Origin of the sequence: Paenibacillus sp. FSL K6-2441, from assembly GCF_037964765.1 — a bacterium.
GTDB classification, from domain to species: domain Bacteria; phylum Bacillota; class Bacilli; order Paenibacillales; family Paenibacillaceae; genus Fontibacillus; species Fontibacillus phoenicis.
Window position 1 is genome coordinate 2,650,004 of the sequence record NZ_CP150174.1, and the last position, 24,407, is coordinate 2,674,410.

22 protein-coding genes are annotated in these 24,407 nt (G+C 54.3%); 1 reads left to right on the forward strand and 21 read right to left on the reverse strand.

Annotation, left to right across the window (positions count from 1 at the left end):
- Window positions 1–14 precede the first annotated feature (14 nt).
- Entirely contained in the window at window positions 15–3,149 is a 3,135-nt protein-coding gene (locus NSQ80_RS12085) for an alpha-mannosidase (RefSeq protein ID WP_339299195.1), read from the reverse strand.
- A gap of 143 nt (window positions 3,150–3,292) precedes the next feature.
- Here NSQ80_RS12085 and NSQ80_RS12090 point away from each other — a divergent pair, with 143 nt between their 5' ends.
- Complete coding sequence (locus NSQ80_RS12090; protein WP_009227006.1) at window positions 3,293–4,252, forward strand: AraC family transcriptional regulator; 960 nt, start codon at window positions 3,293–3,295, stop codon at window positions 4,250–4,252.
- A gap of 917 nt (window positions 4,253–5,169) precedes the next feature.
- On the opposite strand, the gene NSQ80_RS12095 is transcribed toward NSQ80_RS12090, so the two are convergent.
- The 20 genes from NSQ80_RS12095 to NSQ80_RS12190 all read right to left on the reverse strand — a co-directional run bounded on the left by NSQ80_RS12095 (window position 5,170) and on the right by NSQ80_RS12190 (window position 24,396).
- Complete coding sequence (locus NSQ80_RS12095) at window positions 5,170–6,264, reverse strand: prephenate dehydrogenase (protein WP_339299197.1); 1,095 nt, start codon at window positions 6,262–6,264, stop codon at window positions 5,170–5,172.
- Window positions 6,265–6,299: 35 nt separating this feature from the next.
- On the reverse strand, window positions 6,300–7,397 hold the full coding sequence (gene hisC / locus NSQ80_RS12100; protein ID WP_009225896.1) for a histidinol-phosphate transaminase: 1,098 nt from the start codon (window positions 7,395–7,397) through the stop codon (window positions 6,300–6,302).
- A 47-nt stretch (window positions 7,398–7,444) separates the two neighbouring features.
- Window positions 7,445–8,266 (reverse strand): tryptophan synthase subunit alpha, encoded by an 822-nt coding sequence (gene trpA / locus NSQ80_RS12105; RefSeq protein ID WP_009225895.1) that lies wholly within the window; start codon window positions 8,264–8,266, stop codon window positions 7,445–7,447.
- Entirely contained in the window at window positions 8,263–9,462 is a 1,200-nt protein-coding gene (trpB, locus tag NSQ80_RS12110) for a tryptophan synthase subunit beta (protein ID WP_036645846.1), read from the reverse strand. Before trpB ends, trpA begins: the two co-directional genes overlap by 4 nt.
- Complete coding sequence (locus tag NSQ80_RS12115) at window positions 9,462–10,127, reverse strand: phosphoribosylanthranilate isomerase (RefSeq protein ID WP_036645815.1); 666 nt, start codon at window positions 10,125–10,127, stop codon at window positions 9,462–9,464. Before NSQ80_RS12115 ends, trpB begins: the two co-directional genes overlap by 1 nt.
- Window positions 10,120–10,959 carry an indole-3-glycerol phosphate synthase TrpC gene (gene trpC / locus NSQ80_RS12120; protein ID WP_009225892.1) on the reverse strand — a complete coding sequence of 280 codons (840 nt, stop codon included), beginning with the start codon at window positions 10,957–10,959 and terminating at the stop codon, window positions 10,120–10,122. Before trpC ends, NSQ80_RS12115 begins: the two co-directional genes overlap by 8 nt.
- Entirely contained in the window at window positions 10,949–11,989 is a 1,041-nt protein-coding gene (gene trpD / locus NSQ80_RS12125; protein WP_260071688.1) for an anthranilate phosphoribosyltransferase, read from the reverse strand. Before trpD ends, trpC begins: the two co-directional genes overlap by 11 nt.
- Window positions 11,990–12,007: 18 nt before the next feature.
- On the reverse strand, window positions 12,008–13,570 hold the full coding sequence (gene trpE / locus NSQ80_RS12130) for an anthranilate synthase component I (protein ID WP_009225890.1): 1,563 nt from the start codon (window positions 13,568–13,570) through the stop codon (window positions 12,008–12,010).
- A 395-nt stretch (window positions 13,571–13,965) separates the two neighbouring features.
- Window positions 13,966–14,340, reverse strand: a complete 375-nt coding sequence (gene aroH, locus NSQ80_RS12135; protein WP_009225889.1) for a chorismate mutase — start codon at window positions 14,338–14,340, stop codon at window positions 13,966–13,968.
- On the reverse strand, window positions 14,333–15,436 hold the full coding sequence (gene aroB, locus NSQ80_RS12140) for a 3-dehydroquinate synthase (protein ID WP_009225888.1): 1,104 nt from the start codon (window positions 15,434–15,436) through the stop codon (window positions 14,333–14,335). The genes aroH and aroB overlap by 8 nt, the downstream gene beginning before the upstream one ends.
- Window positions 15,436–16,605, reverse strand: a complete 1,170-nt coding sequence (gene aroC, locus NSQ80_RS12145) for a chorismate synthase (RefSeq protein ID WP_009225887.1) — start codon at window positions 16,603–16,605, stop codon at window positions 15,436–15,438. Before aroC ends, aroB begins: the two co-directional genes overlap by 1 nt.
- Before the next feature lie 226 nt (window positions 16,606–16,831).
- The gene (locus NSQ80_RS12150) at window positions 16,832–18,172 is read right to left on the reverse strand and encodes a hemolysin family protein (RefSeq protein WP_323076725.1); all 1,341 of its coding nucleotides are present in this window, start codon (window positions 18,170–18,172) and stop codon (window positions 16,832–16,834) included.
- 338 nt (window positions 18,173–18,510) lie between these two features.
- Window positions 18,511–18,684 carry a hypothetical protein gene (locus NSQ80_RS12155; RefSeq protein ID WP_260071693.1) on the reverse strand — a complete coding sequence of 58 codons (174 nt, stop codon included), beginning with the start codon at window positions 18,682–18,684 and terminating at the stop codon, window positions 18,511–18,513.
- Between the two features lie 268 nt (window positions 18,685–18,952).
- Window positions 18,953–19,810, reverse strand: coding sequence for a protein-glutamate O-methyltransferase CheR (locus NSQ80_RS12160; protein ID WP_323076727.1), 858 nt, complete (start codon window positions 19,808–19,810; stop codon window positions 18,953–18,955).
- Window positions 19,801–20,244, reverse strand: a complete 444-nt coding sequence (ndk, locus tag NSQ80_RS12165) for a nucleoside-diphosphate kinase (RefSeq protein WP_009225883.1) — start codon at window positions 20,242–20,244, stop codon at window positions 19,801–19,803. Before ndk ends, NSQ80_RS12160 begins: the two co-directional genes overlap by 10 nt.
- Before the next feature lie 120 nt (window positions 20,245–20,364).
- The gene (locus NSQ80_RS12170; protein WP_009225882.1) at window positions 20,365–21,339 is read right to left on the reverse strand and encodes a polyprenyl synthetase family protein; all 975 of its coding nucleotides are present in this window, start codon (window positions 21,337–21,339) and stop codon (window positions 20,365–20,367) included.
- The gene (locus NSQ80_RS12175) at window positions 21,336–22,205 is read right to left on the reverse strand and encodes a menaquinone biosynthesis protein (protein ID WP_009225881.1); all 870 of its coding nucleotides are present in this window, start codon (window positions 22,203–22,205) and stop codon (window positions 21,336–21,338) included. Before NSQ80_RS12175 ends, NSQ80_RS12170 begins: the two co-directional genes overlap by 4 nt.
- On the reverse strand, window positions 22,186–22,803 hold the full coding sequence (locus NSQ80_RS12180; RefSeq protein ID WP_009225880.1) for a flavin prenyltransferase UbiX: 618 nt from the start codon (window positions 22,801–22,803) through the stop codon (window positions 22,186–22,188). The genes NSQ80_RS12175 and NSQ80_RS12180 overlap by 20 nt, the downstream gene beginning before the upstream one ends.
- Window positions 22,803–23,675, reverse strand: a complete 873-nt coding sequence (locus NSQ80_RS12185) for a UbiA-like polyprenyltransferase (RefSeq protein WP_009225879.1) — start codon at window positions 23,673–23,675, stop codon at window positions 22,803–22,805. The genes NSQ80_RS12180 and NSQ80_RS12185 overlap by 1 nt, the downstream gene beginning before the upstream one ends.
- Window positions 23,668–24,396, reverse strand: coding sequence for a demethylmenaquinone methyltransferase (locus NSQ80_RS12190; RefSeq protein WP_009225878.1), 729 nt, complete (start codon window positions 24,394–24,396; stop codon window positions 23,668–23,670). The genes NSQ80_RS12185 and NSQ80_RS12190 overlap by 8 nt, the downstream gene beginning before the upstream one ends.
- Window positions 24,397–24,407 lie beyond the last annotated feature (11 nt).

A 24,407-nucleotide genomic window follows, 5' to 3' on the forward strand; every position in this document is an offset into this window, starting at 1 on the left:
CGTTTCGCCCATCTTTATTTCAACTGAAGACGAATCGTCTTGATTTCATAAGGCGTCACTGTCAGCTCAATCGTATCTGCGGAGGACAGCTCTCCGGCCGGACGTTCCATCAGGTCGGTTTCCTGCCAGGACGCCACGGGCACTCCGACGTGTAACCGGACGCGGCCCCGGCCGCCCTTATATTCATGGAAACGGACGATCACGCTATCGTCGTCTTCCGCTTTTTTCACCGCATCGATGACGACATCCGCACTGCCGCTCGTTTGAAGCAAGGAGAACGACGGAGTATGAGCCGTACCTGGCGTAGCGTATACCGGTTGATTCAGGAGCGCTGCCGCCTGCACGGTACCGCCTTCGGACCAATCCCCCTCATGCGGATACAGCGCATACGTAAATTCATGCTCGCCGCGATCCGCCTGCGGGTCTGGGTACGTTGCCGATTTCAGCAGCGACAGGCGTATCACATGATCCTTAATGTCATGCCCGTACTTGCAATCATTCAGCAGACTAACCCCATAGCCGCGCTCCGACAAATCCACCCATTGATGCCCGACCGTTTCGAAGCGGGCGAAATCCCACGACGTGTTCCAATGCGTTGGGCGCTTCACATTGCCATACTGAATGTCGTAAGTCGCTTCCGTCGCCCGAATGTCCACTGGAAAAGCAACCTTCAGCAGCTGCTGACGTTCCTGCCAATCCACCCAAGTCCGGAAATCGATCCGCCGGTTATCGGCATACAGAATCATCTGCTGGCGAATCGTCGAGCTCATGTACGTCCAGGTAAATGTGACGACAGCCCGCAGCGTACCGGTAACGACCTTGCATTCTTGGAGTTGCTCAACCTCGCGCTGCTTCTCCTGATAGAACACATCGATGTCCCAAGCCTCAAACATTTTGGGCTTATCCTCAAACACCTGCAGCACGTTGCCCTGTTCGCCGGAAGCCAGCACTTCACGGCCAGCGACGCGGTCGAAGATGGAGATCAGCTGCCCGCGGTCGTTCCACTCAATGTTATAAATCGGAGTTTCAATCCCGTTTGGCCGCGCTTTAAACGGTTCGCTTGTCACCGCGTTATTTGCTTGCCCGTCCTTCTTACGTTGGATCGTTACAAAGCCAAGCGGCGGCACGTTCTCCACGCGTACCCACACGGTCGTCCCGTCGAATTCGGATTGCAGTTCTTGCCCATCCGCTTGAATCCACTGTGTTCCCGTGTCTGTGTCTTGACCTTCCAAGGCAACCAGTCCGGTAAACGGCCAAGAGGACGGATTCCACACGGTATACGTATCCCCCGCATCGCTCGTCAAGGCTTGAATGGCCTGCTCCCGGCACGACTCCAGCAGCGATTCAGCTTGGGCATACTCCTCCTTGGAGTCGCGGTATACCTCTGGAATGGACGAGCCCGGGATGATGTCGTGGAACTGGTTGCGCAGGATCGTTTTCCAGCTTTCGTCCAGCTTGGCCTTCGGATAGGCCTCCCAGTTTCCGCAGCCCGCAAGCAACGCCTGCAAGCTAAGCAGCCATTCGGCGTCCCGGGACAGCAGCTCCAGCTTCCGGTTCATTTTTTTATTGTACGCCTGGCTGGTATAGGTTCCCCGGTGGTACTCCAGGTACAACTCGCCGTCCCACGTATGGACGTAACGATCCGCTGCTTCCACTGTCTCATGCAGCTTCGCAAAAAAATCGTCCGCCCTTCCGGTCGTCACACGCGGCAGACCCGGCATCTCGTCGAGGCGCCGACGCAGCTCCAAGTGCTCGCGGTTTACGCCGCCGCCGCCATCGCCGTATCCGTAAGAGAGCAAGAGTTCCTTGTTCACTTCTTTATCGCGGTAAGCCTCCCAGATGCCTTGCACGCTGGACGCCTCGATCTGCCCGTTGTAGGTGTACCACCAGAAATTTCCGTCCTGCGGCGTGGTGATGAAGTGGGTCAGCACCTCACTGCCGTCGATGCCGCGCCACCAAAACGTATCATGCGGCATGCGGTTGTACTGGTTCCAGCTGATTTTTGTTGTCATGAACGTGTGAATACCCGACTTGCGTAAAATCTGCGGCAAGGCCCAGCTGTAGCCAAAGACGTCCGGCAGCCACAGATAGGTGCATTCCTGGCCAAATTCCTCGCGCAAAAACCGCGTCCCATACAGCAGCTGCCGCACCAGCGATTCCCCGCTCGTCAAATTGCAGTCCGCCTCCAGCCACATGCCGCCGGCCGCTTCCCAGCGTCCTTCTTTGACCCGTTCCTTGATCTGTTCATAGAGCTCCGGGTAATCCTGCTTCAGATATTCGTATAGCTGCGGCTGCGTTTGCAGGAACACGTATTCCGGGAACATCTCCATCAGTCGCAGTACGGTGCTGAAGCTGCGGGCTGCTTTTTCCCGTGTATGCTTCAGCCGCCACAACCAGGCGACATCGATATGCGTATGCCCGATGCATTGCACCGTCACCGGCGACGTTTTCTTCATTCCCGCCACCGCCTGGGTTAATTGCTCCTCCGCTTCCGTCAGCGACGCATAAAACGCCTCCGATCCCGGATAGGACCAATCGATTCGCAGGAAAGCGCGATCCAGCGCCGTCAACAAATCCGTCCGCTCCGGCGCGTTCGCCGGCAATACCTCCACCGTCTGCATGACCGCACGGGCCGTATAGTACAGACGGTCCACCGTTCCGTCCAGCCACGCGATCTCCGCCCGCTTGATCCGGTGCTCCTGTACCTGCGGTTTCCCGCCGCCCTCCAGACCGGACCATAAGCGGAACTGCAGCTTCACCTTCGTACCGGAAGCCTCGTCCGGGAAAAATAGCTCCTGGTGATTCATATCCACGCCTTGGAACGGTTCGCCGTTGACATACAGAAGCGATTCAAACCCGGAGTTGTTTCCGCCTCCCGTTTTGCCGAAGTCAAACACGCCAACGATCTTGCGCCCTTTCCATTCGGCCGGAAGCTCGACGTCCGTCTCCAGCCATAAATAAAGATCGCGGCCTTCCCAGCGTTCTCCTGTCTGCATTGTGGACCACGGCCCCTCCTTGGGCGGTCTGGCGCCGATGCGCCCTTCCTCATCCACTTGCGCGCGAAACGCCTCGATCGGCCGGGCATCGCGGTATCGATACCCCTCCAGCTCGCGAATCCGTGCGTTTAATTTCTCCTCCGTCCAGAACATCGTATCGGGTACCTCCCCTGAATATGAGTTAGCCTTCCCCCTCATTTTCCGGTTCTCCCCCGGCGAAGTAAATTACTTATCCTCATCAATTTTTGTCCTATTATGATATGATGGAGTCAAATCGAACAAAGGAGCAGCAGCTCATGGATTTGAAAAAATGGCGTAACGAACTGGTGCCTGCACTGAACAAAATCTGTGGTGAAATCGCGGTTGGCGATGCGGTGGTGGACTGGGTCGATATCGTGATAGAACAAACCGGGGGTTCAGGCAAATGCCCTCCCCACGCCCACACTTGGTATGAATTCAACTATGTCTTGTCCGGCCGTATGCAAACACGATTTATCGACCAGGACGTGATGGTGTATGCGGACGAATTTTTTTTGATCCCTCCGGGGATGACCCATGCGCACGACTACTCTCGGGAAGATCCCCATGAGGGCATTTGTTTGCGGTGGCGGTTTCGGCCAATTCCAGGCGCGGCAGAGGAAGAGACTGCGACAGAAGCAGCGGACGATTTAGCGGAAAATAGCGCAGCAAAGCCGGCGAACGACAGCTTTCTCCTGCGGCTGAATCGGTTGAAGGATTGGCCTCCGGGGGCCTACCGGGACGATTACGGCATTCGGTCGCTGCTCATTCAGCTGTTTGCCGAGGCTGAACATGGGCGGTCGCCTTTTTATCTCAGGCTGCTGCTCGTACAACTGCTGGAGGTCTTGTCCGGCGTGACCGCCGCACATGAGACCGGCGCATCAGCTTCGGAGCCTGCGCAAGCCCGGGACGCCTTGCTTCGTAAGGTGGAGGTGTACCTGGAGGATTTTCGCGGGGAGCGTCTGAATGTGGAAGCACTAGCCGCATCGCTGCATATGAGCTACGGCCATCTGTCCCGCGTATATAAGCAAAAAACCGGCCGAACCCTGATCGAGGAGATGAACCGGATCCGGCTGGCCAAAGCCTGCGAACTGTTGCAGCAGCCTTCCCTGCTGATCAAAGAAGTCGCCGAACAAGCCGGTTTCCCTGACATTTACTACTTCAGCAAAGCGTTTAAGAAGAAATACGGCGTCAGCCCACTCACCTATCGCAAGCAGCATTTCAACCGGTCGGGCTAATTCCAGCGTGTTAAGCGTGTTAAAAAATGCGCCAAGGAAGCTACGGATAACATGACCATGATGAAGTAACTGATGCTGAAAACGTGTGCGTGTGCTATCGTCCGCCGTGTTGGTCCGAAAGATGTATAGTGTGAGTTCCATAGACCGCGGTATGAAGTTTGTTGTCTGGCGTTAGTTTTGTGAGGCGGTGAGAAATAGTTGATGATAATCTGGACCTGAGGCGCGTGCGAGGTACCAGTGCTGTTGTTGAGTAACTTTTCTTAGGTCGCGGTAGAAGTAACCGGGATGGTGGGGAAGTAACTTCTCTTGGATGAGGATAGTGTGACTTATAAATGTATTCGAAATTTCATACAGAATCGCGCCTTCCACCCTCCTGATGCCCCAATAAACACGAAATTTCATATATATTTCGGCTGAAACCAGCAGAACGAGCGAATTGTATTCGATTTTTCGAGTAGATTGCTCACCAGCTGACGCAAAAAAAGCAAAAAAAGACCGCTTCCGAAGAAGCGGTCCTTGCTCACTTGGGAGCAAGAAGTTATTGGATAGGAGTGGAGAGAAACCATACTGTACTTTTATTATATGTATACGTTTTCATTCTGTCAACATCTTTTTTTAGCGCTTACATTACGATCACGACGGGCTGCTAACGGAACGTATGGACCTTATTTGTCCATTTCCCGGCGATTTCCCGTTGTAACGGACCCCAGAGACCTTATTCGCCAGTCACGCCTGCGAATTCGAAGCGATTAAGCCAAATAAGGTCTCCTCGTTCCGTTAGAATTGGAAAAGGCCTACATCCACGCAAATAACGTCCCTAGGTTCCGTTAAATCCCCGTCAGCGGCCAAAGCAACAAAAGGCCCGGCTGAATTTAAAATTCAACACCGAGCCAAGCCTTTCCCCTAACAAAAGCCAACTACACGTACACAACATACCCCAGCGATTGGAGGTGAGCTTTCGCCCGCTCCATCTCCCCTTCCTGGCGGAAAGAGAGGCGCAGTACGCCCGGAACGTCCTCGCGGCTTTCGATAATCTGCATGTTGCTCAAGTTAATATGGCGCAGACCAAGTTCGGTTGCGATTTGCCCGATAATCCCCGGTGTGTCGGGTACGTCGATATAAATATCGAACAACGAGGTGATCGCCCCTTTGCGCCGCTCCGGCAGCTCGCTGCGGAACTGGTTGGCCTTTTGGAATTCGGCCTCGATCCCTTCCCCGTTCTGTGCCTCCAATAAAGTGATAAAGCCTTGGATCTCGCGGTTCCAGTCCTTCAACAAATGAAGCAGCACGTCCCGGTTACTAAGCAGGATATCCCGCCAAATCACCGGGTCGCTTGAAGCGATCCGCGTGATGTCGCGGAAACCACCTGCCGCCAGCATCCGGTATAACCCGTTGCCATCGTTGTAATTACGCACCTGATTCACCAAGGCAACCGCGATAATATGCGGAAGATGGCTGATCGCCCCAACGATTTCATCATGCAGAACTGGGTCCACACGCACAATTTGTGCTTTGGTGTACGCCAGCAGCTGCTCCAGGCGTTGATAGGCCTCCTCCGGCACATCAGGAGACGGCGTCAGCACATAGTAGGCGTTCTCGAACAAGAGCGTCGAAGCCGCCTCCACGCCGGAACGCTCCGAGCCGGCCATCGGATGGCCGCCGATGAAATGCACGCCCGGACGGGCGATTTTGGCCGCACAAGCGGCGACCGACGCCTTGGTGCTGCCAACGTCGGTTACAATGCAACCCGGCTTCAGCGGCAGCTCGGTCAGCTTCCGCAGGTAATCTTCCAGCAACCCGACCGGTACGCACAAAAAAATAAAGTCGGCATCCGCCGCCGCCTCTTCCATGGACAGAGTCGCGGCGTCAACGACACCGCGATCCTCAATGCGTTTCAAGGATTCCGGGCGATGGGCGTGGCCAACGACCGTAATTCCCGGCTTGCCTTTGAAGCACAACGCCAGCGATCCGCCGATCAAGCCCACGCCAAAAATGGCAATTTTCGTTGTCATCGTATCTCACTCATTTTCTGCGAATAAATTGGGGATTAGACCCGAGTTGCCGATTTGCCAAGCACCTGCTCCAAGGCAGATATAAATTTAGCGTTCTGTTCCGCCGATCCGACGGTCACCCGCACGGAAGTTGGATATTTATGGAATCCTCCGCGCACGATAATCCCCAGCTGCAATAACGACTGAAACATTTCACCCGCCGGACGCTGAACATCCACCATGATAAAATTGCCATGCGCCGGGAAATACTTCAGGCCCAGCCGGTCGAATTCCTTATACAAATAGGCGATTCCCTCGCGGTTTTTAGCCCGGCAGTCAGCCACAAATTCCTGATCGGCCAAAGCCGCTTTTGCCGCCGCTTGCCCGATCCGCGAAGTATTAAACGGCTCACGAACCTGATTGATCAGTTTAATGACCGCCGGTTGCCCCACGCCATAACCGATCCGCAGCGCAGCGAGACCGTAAATTTTAGAGAAAGTACGAAGCACAACTAGATTTGGGTACTGGTTCAGCAAAGCGATCCCGTTCGTGTAATCCGAATCAGTCACATATTCGGCATAAGCTTCATCCAAAACGACCAGCACGTGCCCCGGAACCCGGTCCAGAAAAGCAACCAACTCCGCATGAGGCACGATCGTTCCGGTTGGATTGTTCGGATTGCAAATCCAAACCACTTTCGTTTTGTCTCCGATGCGTTCAAGCATTCCCTCCAAATCGTGGGTACCTTCCTTCAGCGGCACCTCGATGCTGACTGCACCTTCGATGTCGGCGTTGCTTTTATACACACTAAACGTCTGGTCTGCCATCACCGTCTCGTCCCCCGGCAGGAAGAAAGCGCGGGCAATCAGAGCGATGATCTCATCCGAACCGCAGCCGAAAATAATGTGCTCCTTCCCAACGCCAAGCTGGCTGGCCAACGCCTCGGTCAATTCTGCGGCACTGCCGTCAGGATACAAGCTTAAGTTCGCCAGCTCCTGTTCAATGGCGGCGCGGACGCGCGGCGAGCAACCAAACGGATTTTCGTTGGAAGCCAGCTTAATGACATCCTCGAGCCCAAGCTCTTTCTTCACTTCTTCAATCGGTTTTCCCGGCTGATATACCGGCAAATTGACGATCTGGGGTTTCGGCAACATGTATAGGTTCCTCCTCAAATGACTTTGTGATGGTTTAGCCAAAAAAACTATAATCTCAATTTTGCCACAAAGTCGCGAATTTGCAACAACCCTTGGTCCCTAGTCGAAGCCTGGGACAAGAGCGGCAAGTTTTCCTCGATTTTACGCACGATGGCGCTGCCCACGACCGCTCCGTCACAGATCGCAGCAAACCGCTCGACCTGTTCCCGGCTAGATATTCCGAAGCCGACGGCAACGGGCAAATCCGTTTGCGCTTTAACCGAGGCGATAAATTCGTCGACGCTGGCATGGAACGAAGTCCGTTCTCCGGTTACGCCCAGCGAAGAGACGCAATATACGAATCCGCGGGCACGCTCCAAGATCCGTGCAATCCGGCCGCTGGAGGTAGGCGCGACGAGCGGGATCAGCCTTACGCCGGCGGCATCCGCCAACTTCAGGACCTCCTCCGCTTCTTCATACGGCAAATCCGGAATGATTAAGCCGCTGATCCCCGCCTTCTGCAGCTCAGCCAACAAGCGCTCTGTCCCCATTTGCAACACGGGATTGTAATAAGTAAACAAGACAAATGGCATACGGATGCCGCGTTCCCGGGCTTTGGATGCCGTCTCGATACAGGAAGCCACCGTGATTCCGTGGACAAGGGCACGTTCCGACGCCCGCTGAATCACCGGGCCATCCGCCAAGGGATCGGAATAAGGTACACCCAGCTCCACCACATCGGCACCGGCTTCCTCCAGAACGGCCAAAATGTCGAGCGTCGTCTCCGGGTCCGGGTCACCGACGGTCACGAACGGAATCAGCGCGGTTTGTCCCGCTGCTTTTAGCTTCGCAAACGTGTCGTCCAGCAATTGACCTGCCTGTTGACTCATATCGTCTCCCCGCCTTCCGTATACGCCATAATCGACTCCACGTCCTTATCCCCGCGGCCGGACAAGCAAATGACGATGATTTCGTCCCGGCTCATTGCCGGAGCCATTTTCACAACTTGGGCCACCGCATGCGCCGACTCCAGCGCCGGAATGATCCCTTCGGTCCGGCTTAGCAGCTGAAGGGCATCCAGAGCCTCACGGTCCGTGATTGGATAATACTTCGCACGTTCGATATCCTTCAGATACGAATGCTCTGGGCCAATGCCCGGATAATCGAGACCGGCCGAGATCGAGTGGGCTGGCAGAACTTGGCCGTAAGCGTCCTGAAGCAGATAACTCATCGAGCCTTGGAAGACGCCTTTGGTGCCTTTGGTCATCGTGGCGGCATGGAACTCGGTGTCAATCCCTTTACCTGCGGCCTCTACCCCGACCAAGCGAACGCCCTGATCCTCGATAAACGGATAAAACATCCCAATCGCATTGCTGCCGCCGCCAACCGCAGCGACGAGCATATCCGGCAATCGGCCTTCCGCCACTAAAATCTGCTTCCGCGTTTCATCGCCGATAATCCGCTGGAAGTTCCGCACCATCATCGGATAAGGATGCGGCCCGGTGGCCGATCCGAGAATATAGAAAGTATCATGCACATTGCTCACCCAATAGCGCAGCGCTTCGTTGCAAGCATCCTTTAACGTGCGTGTACCGGACATAACCGGAACAACTTCAGCACCCAGCAGCTTCATCCGAAACACGTTAAGCTGCTGCCGCTTCGTGTCCTCTTCACCCATGAATACCTTGCATTCAAGACCTAGCAAGGCCGCTACCGTAGCCGTAGCCACGCCGTGTTGGCCTGCGCCGGTTTCGGCGATCACTTTCTGCTTGCCCATCCGCTTCGCCAGAATCCCCTGCCCGATCGCGTTGTTGATTTTATGGGCGCCAGTATGGTTTAAATCCTCGCGCTTCAGATAAATTTTCGCCCCGCCCAGGTGCTCCGTCAGGCGTTCCGCGTAATAAAGCGGCGTCTCCCGTCCGGAATACTGCTTCAGCAGATAAGCGATCTCCGCTTGAAACTCGGGATCATCTTTAAATTTCAAATAGGACTCTTCCAGTTCGATCAAAGCGTTCATCAGCGTCTCCGGCACGTAGCGGCCGCCAAAAGGACCAAACCGTCCATGCTCATCCGGTACCTGCTTCATCATCCCTTCACCCTCTCTACGAATGCAGTTATTTTCGCGATATCCTTCACGTCGTCGGTTTCCACGCCGCTTGAGACGTCTACGCCATCCGGCTGCAGCGTCTCAATTAACGTCCTAACGTTGCCGGGATGCAAGCCGCCGGCCGCAAAGAACGGGATTCCTCGCTCCTTGGCCCATTGACGAAAAGGCTCTGCAGCAGCCCAATCAAATGCAACGCCAGAGCCCCCGCCGTACTTCGGATCGTACGTGTCGAGCAACAGCCCGTCCAGCACGCCGTCATACTCCGCCAAGGTCGCGCCGGCATGGACCGATCCGTCCGTTTTGACCGAAAATGCCTTGAAAAGCTCGACGCCATAAGCGTCCTTCACCTTCCGGCAAAAATCCGGGCTTTCCGTCCCGTGGAGCTGCAGGATGTCCAGCGGCGCCTGCCGCAAAACCTCGTCCAGCTCCTCCAAGGTCGGATTGACGAACACCCCAACGCTCTGCGGAACTGCCCCTGTGCTCCACGTTTGAAGCACAGGAAGCAGCTCCGCTGCACGGCTTCCGCTGATTTGGCGCTTGCTTCGGGCAAACACGAATCCAACATAATCTACGGGTAAGTTCACCATAGATTTTAGCACTTCAACGCTTTGAAGTCCACAAATTTTTACGGCCACTTCACCCATTTGACGTCGTCCCTTCGGCATCCAATTCGCGGGAATCCGTTTGAAGTAACGGTCCCATTAAGTCAACCACGGCGTCCCCCACATTTTCTCGCCGCATAAACGTTTCTCCGATCAGCACGCCTTGTGCGCCGGTCTGTTGAAGGTATTTTACATCCTGCCGGGTTTGAATCCCGCTCTCGCTGATCAGCGTCGCACTGGATGGCACCAGCTCCGCCAACGCGGCCGTCGTCTCCAGGGACACTTCAAACGTCCGCAGGTTCCGGTTGTTGATGCCGATCAGCTTCGCCGCTGGAAGCATCAGGACCCGCTCCAGCTCCTCGCGATCATGCACTTCGATAAGCGCATCCAGTCCCAGCGCCGTGGCGATCGACAGGTAGTCGCGAAGCTGTGCATCGCTCAGGATTGCGGCGATCAGCAGTACAGCGTCAGCGCCAAGCAGCCGGGCTTCGTAAATCTGCCGCTCGTCAATCACAAAATCCTTGCGCAGCAGCGGCACATTTACGGCCTCGCGAATTGCGCTCAAATAGGCGCCGCTGCCCTGAAAATACGTTTCATCCGTCAGCACGGAGATGCAATCGGTTCCCGCCGCTTCATAAGCCGCTGCCAGCTGCACCGGATGGAAATCCGGGCGAATCAGCCCTTTGGAGGGGGACGCCTTTTTCACCTCGGCGATTAACCCCATATCCCGCTTCCGGCCGGTTGTAAGTGCCGCGTGGAACCCCCGCGTGGGCTCCATCGCCGCAATGCGGCGCTCCGCATCCGCAAGGGAGAAGCTTTCTGCCAAACGTGCGACTTCTGTTTTTTTCGTCTCTACAATTCGATCAAGATACATAACTTAATTCCCCCGTTGTCTGAATCAGCTGTTGCAGCTTGGCATAGGCCTTCCCGGAATCGATCGCATCCGCAGCGATCGTAACTCCGTCCCGGATCGTGTCCGCCAAACCAGCCACATATACGCAAGCGCCTGCGTTGGCCAGTACGACGTCACGGTGAGCGCCGCGCTCCCCTTGCAGCACGCGCCGGACGATCTCCGCATTCGTCTCGGGATCGCCGCCGATCATCGCTTCCAGCGGGTACGTGCGAAGTCCCAGATCTTCCGGCAGCAGTTCGTAGGTTGTGATCTCCCCGTTTTTCAACTCGGATACCCGTGTCGGCGACGAAATGCTGATTTCATCCAGACCTTCCTGGCTGCTGACAACCAGCGCCCGTTTGGATCCGAGCTCGCGCAGCACTTCAGCGATCGTCGACGTTTTGCTGCCGTCATAAATGCCCAGCACCTGGCGATCCGCTCCTGCCGGATTCGTTAATGGCCCCAGCATGTTGAAGACCGTTCGAATCCCCAACTCTTTGCGAGGGCCTGCCGCGTGCTTCATCGATGGATGATACAGCTGTGAAAACATAAAGCAGATGCCGATATCATCCAGACAGCGTTTCGCTTGGCTGGCGTCCAATTGGATATTCACGCCCAACGCTTCGAGAACATCGGCGCTTCCCGAACGGCCGGATGCCGACCGGTTGCCGTGTTTAGCTACCCGCACCGACACCGAGGCTGCCACGATCGCCGCCGTCGTGGATACGTTGATTTTGTGGATGCCGGATCCGCCTGTTCCGCACGTATCCAGCAGCTTTTGCGTTTCCGTATGAATTCGGCTGGAGGCGCCGCGCATCGCCTCGGCGAAGCCGGTGATCTCCTCGACAGTCTCTCCCTTGATTCGCAGCGCGGTCAACAGGCTGCCGATTTGAGCTGGCGTTGATTCGCCGTTCATGATCGCCTGCATCACACCACGCGCTTCTTCCCGCGACAAATGCCGTCCTTCAATCAAGCGGCTAATGCCCGCCTGAACGGTTTGCTGTCCTGTCATCTCGATTCGCTCCTCTCTTTAGTTCCCCGGGGTATATTCGTAAAGGTAATCCTGATTAATCACACCGTCATTTCGGGTGGCTGGCGGAAACATCTGCTCCGCTGTACGGATCGCCGTCAGCAAAGCCTTCGCCTTGTTCACCGACTCCTGATATTCGTTCTCCGGTATGGAATCCCATACGATGCCTCCGCCGGCCTGCACGTATGCTTTCCCTTGCTTGAACACGATCGTGCGGATCGTAATACAAGAATCCATGTTCCCTGAGAATCCAAGGTACCCAATGGCCCCGGCATAAGTGCCGCGTGCCTCGCGCTCCAGCTCCGCAATAATCTCCATCGCCCGCAGCTTTGGCGCCCCGGAGACGGTCCCGGCTGGCAAACAAGACAGGAATGCATCGAAGAAGTCCTTATCCTCCCGCAGCTTGCCAGACACCTTGGATACCATGTGCATAACGTGGGAATACCGTTCGATCTCCATATACGAGTCGCAGGTTACGCTGCCGAACTCGGATACCCGGCCTAAATCGTTGCGTCCAAGGTCGACCAGCATCAGATGTTCCGCCCGTTCTTTTTCATCCTGCAGCAGCTCCGCTTCCAACGCTAAATCGGCTTCTTCCGTCGCCCCCCGCGGTCTCGTGCCGGCGATCGGACGCGTTTCCACTCGGCCGTTCTCTACCTTGACCAAAGCCTCCGGCGACGTCCCAACGATAATCTCCTCGTCCAGCTTGAGGTAATACATGTACGGCGACGGATTTAACGTCCGCAGGACGCGGTAGACGTGAAGCGGATCAACTTCTGTTTCGATATGGAACCGCTGTGACAGCACCACTTGAAAAATATCGCCTGCGCGGATATATTCCTTCGCTTTTTCAACGTTCGCGATGAACTGCTCCTTCGTCAGGTTGGATTTGACGTCCCCAAGATCCGTCACGACCGGCATCGGCCGGCGGTTAAAGCTTTCGCCCGGCCCCTCCTGCTGCAGCAGATCGGCCGCCAAATCCAGCTTCAGCTCCGCTTCCGCATAAGCCCGGCGAATATCTTCGTCGCGATCGTCTGGCTTCACGTGTACGTTGGCCACCAGCAGGATCCGCTGCTTCACGTGGTCGAACACGATCACTTGATCGCAGAACATAAACTGCATATCATTCAGGTTCAGGTCATCGACCTGATGCGCCGGCAGCTTCTCATAGTACTGCAGCAGATCATATCCAAAGAAACCAATCGCTCCACCCGTAAACGGCGGCATTTCCGGAAGCTTCGGACTGCGATAGCCCCGCAGGATCGCCTTCAACTCATCGACGGGACGGGACGAGCGCAAATGCTCTGTACCGCCTTCCCGTTGAATCGTGATCTCGCCCTTCTTCGCGGAAATCGTCAAGAACGGGGCGGTGCCGATGAAAGAATACCGCGCCCACTGACTGCCACCTTCCACGCTCTCCAGCAAAAATGCCTGCTCCCGCTGAGCAATACGACGGAAGATCCGGATTGGGGTTTCCATGTCGGCGAGCAACGTTCGGGCAATCGGGATCAGATTATATTCGTTTGCTAAAGCAATGACCTGTTCTACATTCGGGGTTGCCATGTCTCTCACTTCCTTTTCGAATTGGTTTCAGAGCCAAATAAAAAAACCTCTACCGAAGTAGAGGTTGTAGGATTTGCGGTTTATGGGAAAGCGCAGCTCCTAAAGACGCGTCTTGCCGTCATTCTCCCACAATCAAGAAAACGACGAAGTACGCACAAGGAACAGGCTATTCACTCAGCTAAACTCAGCTCATCTCAACTGATCTCTACTCAGCTCTAAAAAATGTGTTTACTCTAAACTCTTCTAACTTAGAACTTACTCTCAACTAACTTACTCAACTAACTTGCACTCATCTAAAATCTAAATTAACTATACCCTAACCGCGGCCCGTTTGGCAACCCAAACCTGCAGCTTGATTTGCCAATCCTAAAAATAGCTTCGCTCGCTTGCTGCCCTCAGGAATTGGTGGAGCTGAGGTCCGGACGGAGGCTGCGGGCTTCGTTCAAATACACGTGCTTCATATCCCGCTGCCCTTTGGTGGTGTTCACCTGAATCAGCAGCCGGATACACTTCGGCAAAGCGCCTTGAACCGGGATTTCCGTGGAGCACATCAGAGGAACCATATCCCACCCGTTTAATACGCGAATGGCACGAGCCGGGAAAGTCGCCGTCAAGTCCGGCGTTACCGTAATCCAAACGCTGCAAATATCCTCAGGCTCGATTTCGTTGCGAGCGACAATCTCTTTTAACAACTCAGCTGTCGCGTCCAGAATTTCCTGTTCATCGTTGCGGGATACCGTCGTTGCTCCGCGAATACCTCTGTTATACATGTTGTCCCTCCTCTTTGAGTTCAGCAATCACCTGGCGGACTTCGTCCAATGTCACGTCTGAGACAATTTCCACCTTGCCGATCTCTACAGGCAAAATAAACACCATCGTCTGTTCCTTAAACTTCTTGTCGTGCATCATCGCACCAATCAAATCCTGCTCGTTCAAATGTGCCGGCATGGCCGTTGGCAAACCGAAGCCGCTCAGCAGGGACACCGTGTACTCGTATATATGCGGATCCCGGCCCCGGTTCACTGCCAGCTTCGCCGCTGCGGCCATCCCAATCGAGATCGCTTCCCCGTGCAAAAATTCACCATACCCGCCGATCGCCTCGATGGCATGACCCAGCGTATGCCCCAGGTTGAGAATCGCACGAAGCCCATTCTCCTTCTCATCCACAGAGACAACCTGGGCTTTCACGGAGCACCCCTGGGTTAATCCGTATCCCAGCGCTTCCGGATCCAGCACCAGCAAATCCGCCGTGTGCTCGCGGCACCAGTCCGCAAATGCCGCATCCCAGATCAGGCCATGCTTGACCATTTCCGACAAGCCCGCCCGGACGTCGCGCGGCGGCAGGGTTTGCAGGCTGTCCACGTCATACAGCACCATTTCCGGCTGATGAAAAGCGCCGATCATATTTTTGGCCAGCCGATGGTTGACGGCCACCTTGCCTCCGACACTGCTGTCGTGAGCCAGGATCGTGGTAGGCATTTGCACAAACGCTACGCCTCGCATATACGTTGCCGCCACGAAGCCAGCCAAATCGCCGACGACGCCGCCGCCCAGCGCAACGACCACAGAACGGCGGTCCAAACCGCCTTCAATCGCCGTAGTCATGACATCCTCATAAACCTCCAGCGATTTGGATTTTTCACCGGCCTTCACGACTTTGCTGACCGTACGATAGCCTTTGGCCTGCAGCGAGGCTTCGACAACCGGCAGATACTTCGGCGCGACATGGTCATCGGTAACGATTAAGACAGGGCTCTTCGCCGACAGCTTATGCTGCTCGAAGAAATCCCCGGCCTTTCCCAGCAAGCCGCCGCCGATATAAATCGGATAAGAACGTTCGCCCAAATCGACCTGCAGCGTTCGCATCAATATTCCTCCAGTTGAGCCAAATATCCCTTATAATTACGCTCGATCTCCCCGATCGAATCGCCGCCGAATTTCTCCAGGAACGCTTTGGCCACTTCCCAAGCGACCACGTTCTCGAGCACAACGCTCGCGGCTGGCACTGCACAAGCATCAGAGCGCTCCACCTGAGCAGCAAACGCCTCGCGGGTGTCGATGTCGACGCTTTGCAGCGGTTTGTATAACGTCGGGATCGGCTTCATTACGCCGCGAACGACGATTGGCATGCCGTTGGTCATCCCGCCCTCGAAGCCGCCGAGCCGGTTGGTCGCCCGGTAATAGCCGCGCTCCTCGCTGTACAAAATTTCGTCATGAACCTTGGAGCCTGGCAGCTTCCCGGCTTCAAAACCGATGCCGATTTCCACGCCCTTAAACGCGTTAATCGACATTACCGCTTGCGCGATACGGCCGTCCAGCTTGCGGTCATACTGCACATGGCTTCCCAGTCCGACCGGAACGCCTTCAACGATACATTCGACGATGCCGCCGATGGAGTCGCCTTCCTCCTTGATTTTATCGATGTAGGCTTCCATCTTCTTCTCCGTCTCAAGGTCGGCAACCCGCACCGAAGAAGCTTCGGTGACTCGAGCCAACTCGTCCAGCGGCAGGTTATGCGGCGGTGCTTCAATTTCGCCGATGCGAATGACATGCCCGGCGATCCGGATGCCAAAGCGCCCCAGGAGCTGCTTGGCCACCGCACCAACCGCCACGCGAACAGCGGTTTCGCGTGCGCTCGAACGCTCCAACACGTTCCGCAGGTCTTTATGGTTATATTTCAAGCCTCCGTTTAAATCGGCATGCCCTGGACGGGGACGATGTACTCTGCGTTTCTCCTCGTCCGTGCCTTCGATCGGCTCGATGTTCATGATTTTCTGCCAATGCTTCCAGTCGTTATTCTCCACAACCAGTGCCACCGGCGCTCCTGTTGTATACCCGTGCCGGACTCCCCCGACGATCTTCGCGGTATCTTTCTCGATCTGCATCCGACGGCCGCGGCCATACCCTTTCTGACGACGGGCCAACTCAAAATTCAACGCTTCAAAATCCAGCTGCAAATGGCTGGGCAAGCCTTCAATAATCGCAGTCAACTGGGGTCCATGCGTCTCCCCGGCTGTTAAGTATCGCAAACTCATGATGCTGCGTTCCCCCTTTAAACTGTTAAACTGTAAAGAACTAAAACCCGATGATATCTTTGCTCATTATAATATTGTTTGATGCATTCTGTCACGTAGTGAATTCACTTATCCTGCTCATGCAATCTCCGATTTCTCGCACCGTAAGCGGCACGAGGCCAAGCCGGGCCCGGATTTTCGCGCCTCACGCTTCGAGGTTCACCAAAATCCGGGGACTTGCTAAATCTTAAGAATCCATGGAAACCGGATGAACTGAAAATGCTTGTTCCGGGTCGGTCAGTCGGGTGGCTGCGAGCTTGCGAATGCGATGCTGACCAACTTCTCGGACAGCGAAGACATAACCCCCGTATTCGAATTCCGGTATTTCATTCACCGTCGGAATCCGCTTCAACTGCCCGATCATAAATCCGCTTAGCGTATCGTAGTGTTCGATCGGAAGCTTAATATCCAAGATCTCCTGGGCATCGTCGAGGGACATCGTACCGCTGAACAGATAACTGCCTTCGCCAACCTGCTCGTATTCCCGTTCCTCTTCGTCGTGTTCGTCATAGATGTTGCCGACGATTTCCTCCAGCAAATCCTCCATCGTCACGATGCCGGCGGTTCCTCCGTATTCGTCTACAACGATGGCCATATGAATGCGGTTTTGCTGCATTTCCTCGAACAGTTCATTCGTTTTTTTGGAGATCGGAATAAAATAAGGCGGCGTCACCAGCTCCTGTAAATTCCAATGCTCCTTCTCCCCGTTGCGTAAAAAGCGAATCAAATCCTTACTGTGCAATATTCCAATCATATTGTCAACTGTATCCTCATACACCGGGAAGCGGGTATATTGCTCCTTATCGGCAATTTCAGCCACGGTCTGCTGATCGGCATCGGCCGGGATAGCTACGACGTCAATCCGGTGCGTCATGATATCGGACACCGTCAAATTGTCAAAATCAAAGATGTTGTTAATCATCAGGCGCTCGCTAGGCTGGATCGTCCCCATTTCCTCTCCGGTATCCAACATCATGCGGATCTCCTCCTCGGAGACTTCCTCCTCCTTAGCGTTCGGATCGATGCCAAACAGCCGCACCAACATGTTGGTGGACGTGGTCAGCAGCTTCACGAACGGCGAGGTCGCCTTCGACAAGATGGACAACGTCGTAGCCGCAAACATCGCCATCGCTTCGGCCTTGTTCATGGCTACCCGTTTCGGCACCAGCTCCCCCAGCACCAACTGGAAGTATGAGAGCAACAAAGTGATGATGATCAGCGATATCGTGCTAAGCACGTTTTCGGGAATCGGCAGCCCCATGCGGATTAAATAAGCCGCCAGGTCGTCGGCAAAGCTTTCCCCGGCGAAGGCACTGGCAAAAAAGCCCGCAAGCGTGATGCCAATTTGAATCGTCGCCAGAAACTTGCTGGGCTCGCCAAGCAAACCTACGATAACCTTCGCTTTCCGGTGGCCCTGCCCCGCCATCGCTTTAATTTTATTATCGTTCAAGGAGATCAAGGCGATTTCCGATGCAGCAAAAAAGGCATTAATCAAAATTAATATGAAGACAACTAAAAGTCCCAACAACTCATTTCCACCTCCAAAAGTTTCCCCCGGCGTCGTTTGAAGCTGTCATTCCGGCGGGTAAACAAACGCAAAAAGGCATAACCCGCCGTCACCAAATTGACGCAGGCTATGCCTGAAATTCCTCAATGAATAGATTATTGAAAAATTGTACCGTGTCGCTACTCTCCGGGTCGTCCGAATCGTTCATGGATGAAATCTCTCCTGACCTGAATTTATAACTATTATAGGAAGCTCCCCTGACGGCTGTCAAGAACGCTTCAACCAAGAACGCAAAAAGCGCCGTTCCCCGCCCTGCCTGGCGATGTCGGCGCTATTTAACTGGTATGGGCGCTTGCAGCTTATCTGAGGCCTGAAGCTGGTTGATTTTCCAAAGCGGCGGAACGCCGGGGATCCACCGGAAAATCCTCAAGCATCACCTTGAGGTGCGAACCTTCGATGCCAAGCACCTGCGCGCATTCCTGCGGCGTCAAGAATCCCCGCCGATAAGCTTCGATCACTTTTCGCTTGTCCATGATCTGACCTCCATTGACTATATGGTCCAAGTATAGGAAAGATCAAACCATTCTATACTATCGTTTTGGCTTCTTATCGCGAAGTAACTCATGTGAAGCGAATACGGCATCGAATCTTGAATTCAGATGCTCGCTCCGTTGCTCACGTAGGTTTCCCTACGCTCCGCTACTCACTCACCTCTTCATCCAACCTTCTCGGCGCTAAGAACCCAAAATTTTTAATCATGAAGTAGCTCGTGTGAAGCGAATTCGACTTCGAATCTTGAATTCAGTTGCTCGCTCCGTTGTTCCCTTCCCCCTTCTTACGATAAAAGAACGTTTCCGCCGCTTCCAAATCGTATTGGCCAGGGGAGAAAATTTGCTCCGTGCTGCCGACGAACAGGACGCCGCCGGGACGCAGCGCACGCGAAAACTTATGATAAAGCCCTTGTTTTGCTTCTTCGGTAAAATAAATCATCACGTTGCGGCAAACGATCAGGTCAAAGCCCTCTTCAAACGGATCGAGCAGCAGGTTTTGCTTCTTGAACGTGACGGCCTTCTTCAGCTTCGGATCAAAGCGGAACATCGGGCCTTCCGGCGTAAAATAACGCTCGGCGACCGCCTTCGGCACATCCTTCAGCGAACGCTCCAGATATAATCCTTCCTGGGCTTTCCCGAGCGCTCCTTCATCAATGTCCGTTGCCAGCAAATAGGTGTTCGCTAGAAGCCCCAGATCTGCGAGAATCATCGCCAACGTGTATGGCTCCTCTCCCGTCGAACAGGCCGCGCTCCACACCTTCAGCCGGGGCCGCCCGGCGGCCAGCCCCGGCAGCACCGAGTCCCTCAGCACTTCCCAGCGATTGGGGTTGCGCCAAAATTCAGATACGTTAATCGTCATCTTGTCCAAAAATTCATAAAATAACTGCTTGTTGCTCAGCATCGCCGTATAAAAATCCGCAAACTTCGAATAGCCGTTCTTATTGCGCAGCGTCGTCAAACGCCGCTTCATTTGCGCTTCCTTGTATTGGGCCAAATCGATACCCGTGCTTTTTTTAATGTTCTGGATAAAGCCGAGATAATCCGGATCCGGTGCCGTCTCTGTGTTGTCTACCCGAGGGATGTCGGGAAAAATCCGGTTCAAATCCATGGGCTCACGCTTCTCGTATACTGTAGTAGCTCATGAGGCTCAAAGAAGTTGGCGATTTCTCGCTCCGCACTCTCTACTCCGTCGGAACCATGAATCAGATTAAACGGCGTATGGGCGGCAAAATCCCCCCGAATCGTGCCGGGAAGCGCCTCGGTGACTTTCGTCTTGCCGATGACCATGCGGGACAAGTTAATGATGTCATCCCCTTCCCATACCATGGCAAATACCGGCCCAGAAGTAATGAAGCCCACCAGTTCGTCAAAGAAAGGCTTGCCCTCATGCTCCGCATAATGTCTCTTCGCCTGCTCTTCTGTCACTTGAACCAGCTTGCCTGCGACGAGTTGAAATCCCTTATCCTCGAACCGGCTGATAATTCTGCCGATCAGCCCGCGCTGTACGCCGTCCGGCTTAACCATTAAAAACGTTCTTTCCATGGTTCCCCTCCCGAATTTAACAGCATCATTTGCGATTCAAACCTCATTCCCACCTTCCTCCAGGAAGGCGGTTTCACCTGCATTTTACCAGAAACTTGCGAAACAGGTAAAGCGATAAGATTAATAGGAGCGTTTGTTAACAAATTCTGCAATGTCCTGTAAATGGGAGCGCGCCGCTGTATCCGGCAGCTGCTGCAACGCCGCCAGCGCTTTTGCAATATAGCGGTCGGCCAACGCCTCCGCTTTGCCAATGCCCGGGCTTGTCCGAATCATTTCGATCGCACGGGACACATCCCCGCTGCCGTCTCCGGCCTGGATGCCGCGAATTTCCCGAAGCAGCGGCTCTCTTAAATCAGGCTCCTGCAGAGCGTAAAGCACAGGAAGCGTGATGTTGCCCTGGCGCATATCGCTGCCCGGCGGTTTACCGATCGTCTTCTCAGTACCAAATAAATCAAGCAGATCGTCGCGAATCTGGAAGGCCATGCCCACGTTGTACCCGTACCGGTACAGCAGCGCACTCACTTTGGCCGGAGCATCTGCCGCCATGGCTCCCAGCTGACAGCTGATGGCGATGAGCAAAGCGGTTTTCCGCCGGATGCGCAGCAAATAGTTGCGTACGCTTTGCTCCGTGTTGAAAAAATCGCGGATCTGCTCCATTTCCCCGATCGACATCTGCACCATCGCTTTGGCCAGTATGCGGTGTATGTATGGATTTGCGAGCTCGGATACCTGCATCAGGGCCTTGGCGTAGATGTAGTCGCCGGTATACATGGCGATCCGATTATCCCACTTCGACTTTACCGTCGCTTTGCCCCGCCGCGTGTCGGCATCGTCGATCACGTCATCGTGAACGAGTGACGCCGAATGGATGAGCTCCAGCGGCACAGCGATATACTGCAGCTTCTGCAGATCGTAGTTCCCAAACTTCCCGCCAAGCAATACGAAGACCGGCCGCAGCCGCTTCCCGCCTGCCTTCAACAAGTGCAGGGACGTCTCGCTGAGCAGATCGTCATCGCCGTCGATGCTGCGGTACAGCTGGCGTTCGATAAAATCCATATCTTTTTTTAACGCACCGAAAATATCCAGTAGTTTCATTCTTTCACCCGTGTCAGCAAATTGTCACTCCATATCTCCAGCTCTACTCGATGATCCAGCAGCCCCATTTCATAGGCATAGTCAAAATACAACGAAAGTCCTTGGCGGTGCGATTCATTAAAATCATAGCGGATGTTCTGAGTAAAATAATGCCGCCAATAATCCGCCGTACCGCCAATTTCGGCGCAAGCCTTGGCCACGAGCGGGGATACATCACTTAAGCTCTTACGTTTGCTTTCCACAAAGGCTTCCGTCACTTCAGCCAAATAGTCGCCGTGGGCTTCGGCAAACGACTTCTGAACGGCCCAGACCGCAAAGGTCATACCATAGCCGGTCCATGATTTCCAAACTTCCCCCAAATCGGTAACGATATAATCGTGATCCCGCCAGGATGCCTGAATCGCGTGATCACCGATCAACAGCGCGCCGTCGCTTTCTGCCATCATCAGATCCAAATCAGGCTCACTGTCCCAATACTCAGGTTTGCCACCGTACGCTTTTTCCATAATGATCTTCAGCAAATTGACCGAAGTTGCCGACGTATTCGTTAGCGCGATCTTGCCGTTCGCAATTTCCTCCGGCGGCTTCCGCGAGAACAGCAGAATCGAACCCACCGGCCCATCGGAGCTGACGGAAAGATCCGGCAGCAGCAGGAACCGCTCCGAGCCGTACCCGTAGGCAAAAGAAGACACCGGGGAAATATCCAGCATCCCGCCAAGCATCCGGCGGTTCAGCTTCGAAGGGACCTCGGTGACGAGTTGGCTCACTTGGGACAGGCGCGTCACATCAAAATAATGAAATACGGGCCAGACGTTGCTGTATTTGATTTGGCCGATGAGGATGTCTTCATTCTCCCGATTGTTCATTCTGATCCCCCCATCTCTTGAATAACGCATGCTCGATGCCCAGATTGTCGAGCACTTTACCAACTAAAAACCGGACCAGATCATCAATGGTCTGCGGTCCGAAATAAAATGCCGGCATCGCCGGGATGATGCGCACGCCAAGTCGAGCCAGCTTCAGCATGTTCTCCAAATGGATCGCATGCAGTGGCGTTTCGCGTGGCACCAGCACAAGCGGCCGGCCTTCCTTCAGCATGACATCGGCTGCCCGAGCCATCAGATTGTCGGACGTTCCGTTTGCGATCGAAGACAGGGTTCCCATCGAACAAGGCATAACGATCATCCCGTGCGTGAGGAAAGAACCGCTGGCGATCGAAGCCCCAATATCCGCGATCGGATGGTATACCAGCTTCCCGGGAAGCTGACCAAAATGTTCCTCCAGCGTCGCCTCCCGATCGCTCGTGTTCCAACCGAGCTCCTCCTTGATCACTCGCCACCCTGCATTGGATACAACGAGATGCACGAGGAAGTTCATACCTAACAGCGTTTCAATCAGCTTCACTCCATAGATCGAACCACTGGCCCCAGTTATGCCGACAACAATCGATTTCCCTTTATCCATTAGAAATGTCGCACCACCAAATCAATCAATGTGAAGGAAAACACAACGATGCTCAGCACGCCGTTCATGGTGAAGAACGCGGTTTGCAGCCGGCTGAGATCGCTCGGAGAAACGATATGGTGCTCGTAAAACAAAATAGCATACGCAATAATCATGCCCACGACATACCACCAGCCCAAATCCGTCAACAGCAGCAAAGCGATAAAGCCCAGCGCGGTGATGATATGAAACGCTTGAGCAATCTTCAGCGATTTAGCGACACCAAACCGAACAGGAATGGAATAAAGACCTTCCTTCGTATCGAAATCAACGTCCTGGCAGGCGTAAATGATATCGAAGCCGGCAATCCAAAAGGTAATCGTTACATAAAATACCATTGCTGTCCAATCAACTTGTCCAGTTACAGCCGCCCAGCCGCCGAGAGGAGCTAAGCCGATCGTCAGACCCAGTATGACGTGGCAGAGCCAAGTAAAACGTTTCGTGTAGGAGTACAAAACCAACATGATGACGGCGATAGGCAACAGCTTTAATGCTAAGGGGTCTAGCTCAGCAGCGGCCCAGAACAACAAGGCAAAAGAGAGAATGATGAACAACACGACTTCGCCTATTTTTAAAAGTCCCGCCGGGATTGCGCGGTTTGCGGTACGAGGGTTCTTCGCATCGATGACCCGGTCAATAAGACGGTTCAGCCCCATCGCCGCACTTCGTGCGCCAAACATCGCCAACAGCACCCACCCGATCTGTGCCCAGGACGGCAGCTCATGGTTAATCATTTCAGACCCGAGCAGCGCGCCCATGAAAGCGAACGGTAAAGCGAATACCGTATGTTCAAACTTGATCATTTGCAGGAAAATTACCATTTTCTTAAACATGTTGCGTCTCCTTCGTTCCGATGTGCAAGGCGGCAATTCCGCCGGTTAAAGGATACGCTTCAACCCGGGTAAGTCCCGTCTCCCGGAAAATCTCCGCCAGCTCCGCACGGCCAGGAAACTGGACGAGGGAATCGGGAAGCCATTTGTACTGTTCATATCGTTTTGCCACCAGTTTGCCAAGCATCGGAAGCACATTTTGAAAATAAAAATAATAAAGTCCTTTGAACGGCTGCCAGGTTGGCTTGGACAATTCCAGGCAAACCACCTTTCCTCCAGGTTTTACGACGCGCCGCATTTCCCGCAGCACCTGGCGGAGATCAGGTACATTACGCAGACCAAAACCGATCGTCACGTAATCAAACCGGTTGTCTTCAAACGGCAGCTCCATCGCATTCCCTTGAACCAAGGTGATCCGCGACTCCAGCCCGCGCTCCTTTACTTTGAGGCGTCCGTATTCCAGCATCCGTTCACTAAAATCCAGGCCGATGATCTGCCCCCCGCTGGCTTCCGCCATGCTGATCGTCCAATCACAGGTACCGCAGCACAGGTCAAGCGCGGTCTCCCCGGGGGACATGTTCATTTTGGCCATCGTGAATTTCCGCCACGCTTTGTGACGCCTGAAGCTAAGCAAGTCGTTCATCATGTCGTATTTCGGAGCGATGCTCTCGAATACAGAATGCACGAACTGCTCTTTGGTCTCGGATGAAGATGTTTGGCTCATTTACTAATCCC

Excerpts from the sequence above, each read along its gene's own strand:
- NSQ80_RS12095 (WP_339299197.1), bottom strand. The coding sequence starts at position 6,264 with ATGACAACGAAAATTGCCATTTTTGGCGTGGGCTTGATCGGCGGATCG.
- NSQ80_RS12190 (WP_009225878.1), bottom strand. The coding sequence starts at position 24,396 with ATGAGCCAAACATCTTCATCCGAGACCAAAGAGCAGTTCGTGCATTCT.
- trpB (WP_036645846.1), bottom strand. The coding sequence starts at position 9,462 with ATGAAGCAGGTACCGGATGAGCATGGACGGTTTGGTCCTTTTGGCGGC.
- trpE (WP_009225890.1), bottom strand. The coding sequence starts at position 13,570 with ATGGCAACCCCGAATGTAGAACAGGTCATTGCTTTAGCAAACGAATAT.
- NSQ80_RS12090 (WP_009227006.1), top strand. The coding sequence starts at position 3,293 with ATGGATTTGAAAAAATGGCGTAACGAACTGGTGCCTGCACTGAACAAA.
- aroB (WP_009225888.1), bottom strand. The coding sequence starts at position 15,436 with ATGCGAACGCTGCAGGTCGATTTGGGCGAACGTTCTTATCCGATTTAT.
- trpA (WP_009225895.1), bottom strand. The coding sequence starts at position 8,266 with ATGAGTCAACAGGCAGGTCAATTGCTGGACGACACGTTTGCGAAGCTA.
- NSQ80_RS12115 (WP_036645815.1), bottom strand. The coding sequence starts at position 10,127 with ATGGGTGAAGTGGCCGTAAAAATTTGTGGACTTCAAAGCGTTGAAGTG.
- ndk (WP_009225883.1), bottom strand. The coding sequence starts at position 20,244 with ATGGAAAGAACGTTTTTAATGGTTAAGCCGGACGGCGTACAGCGCGGG.
- trpD (WP_260071688.1), bottom strand. The coding sequence starts at position 11,989 with ATGACAGGACAGCAAACCGTTCAGGCGGGCATTAGCCGCTTGATTGAA.
- NSQ80_RS12085 (WP_339299195.1), bottom strand. The coding sequence starts at position 3,149 with ATGTTCTGGACGGAGGAGAAATTAAACGCACGGATTCGCGAGCTGGAG.
- NSQ80_RS12180 (WP_009225880.1), bottom strand. The coding sequence starts at position 22,803 with ATGGATAAAGGGAAATCGATTGTTGTCGGCATAACTGGGGCCAGTGGT.
- NSQ80_RS12185 (WP_009225879.1), bottom strand. The coding sequence starts at position 23,675 with ATGTTTAAGAAAATGGTAATTTTCCTGCAAATGATCAAGTTTGAACAT.
- NSQ80_RS12170 (WP_009225882.1), bottom strand. The coding sequence starts at position 21,339 with ATGAAACTACTGGATATTTTCGGTGCGTTAAAAAAAGATATGGATTTT.
- NSQ80_RS12160 (WP_323076727.1), bottom strand. The coding sequence starts at position 19,810 with ATGGATTTGAACCGGATTTTTCCCGACATCCCTCGGGTAGACAACACA.
- trpC (WP_009225892.1), bottom strand. The coding sequence starts at position 10,959 with ATGTATCTTGATCGAATTGTAGAGACGAAAAAAACAGAAGTCGCACGT.
- aroH (WP_009225889.1), bottom strand. The coding sequence starts at position 14,340 with ATGTATAACAGAGGTATTCGCGGAGCAACGACGGTATCCCGCAACGAT.
- aroC (WP_009225887.1), bottom strand. The coding sequence starts at position 16,605 with ATGAGTTTGCGATACTTAACAGCCGGGGAGACGCATGGACCCCAGTTG.
- NSQ80_RS12175 (WP_009225881.1), bottom strand. The coding sequence starts at position 22,205 with ATGAACAATCGGGAGAATGAAGACATCCTCATCGGCCAAATCAAATAC.
- NSQ80_RS12155 (WP_260071693.1), bottom strand. The coding sequence starts at position 18,684 with ATGGACAAGCGAAAAGTGATCGAAGCTTATCGGCGGGGATTCTTGACG.
- hisC (WP_009225896.1), bottom strand. The coding sequence starts at position 7,397 with ATGTTGCCGAAACCCCAGATCGTCAATTTGCCGGTATATCAGCCGGGA.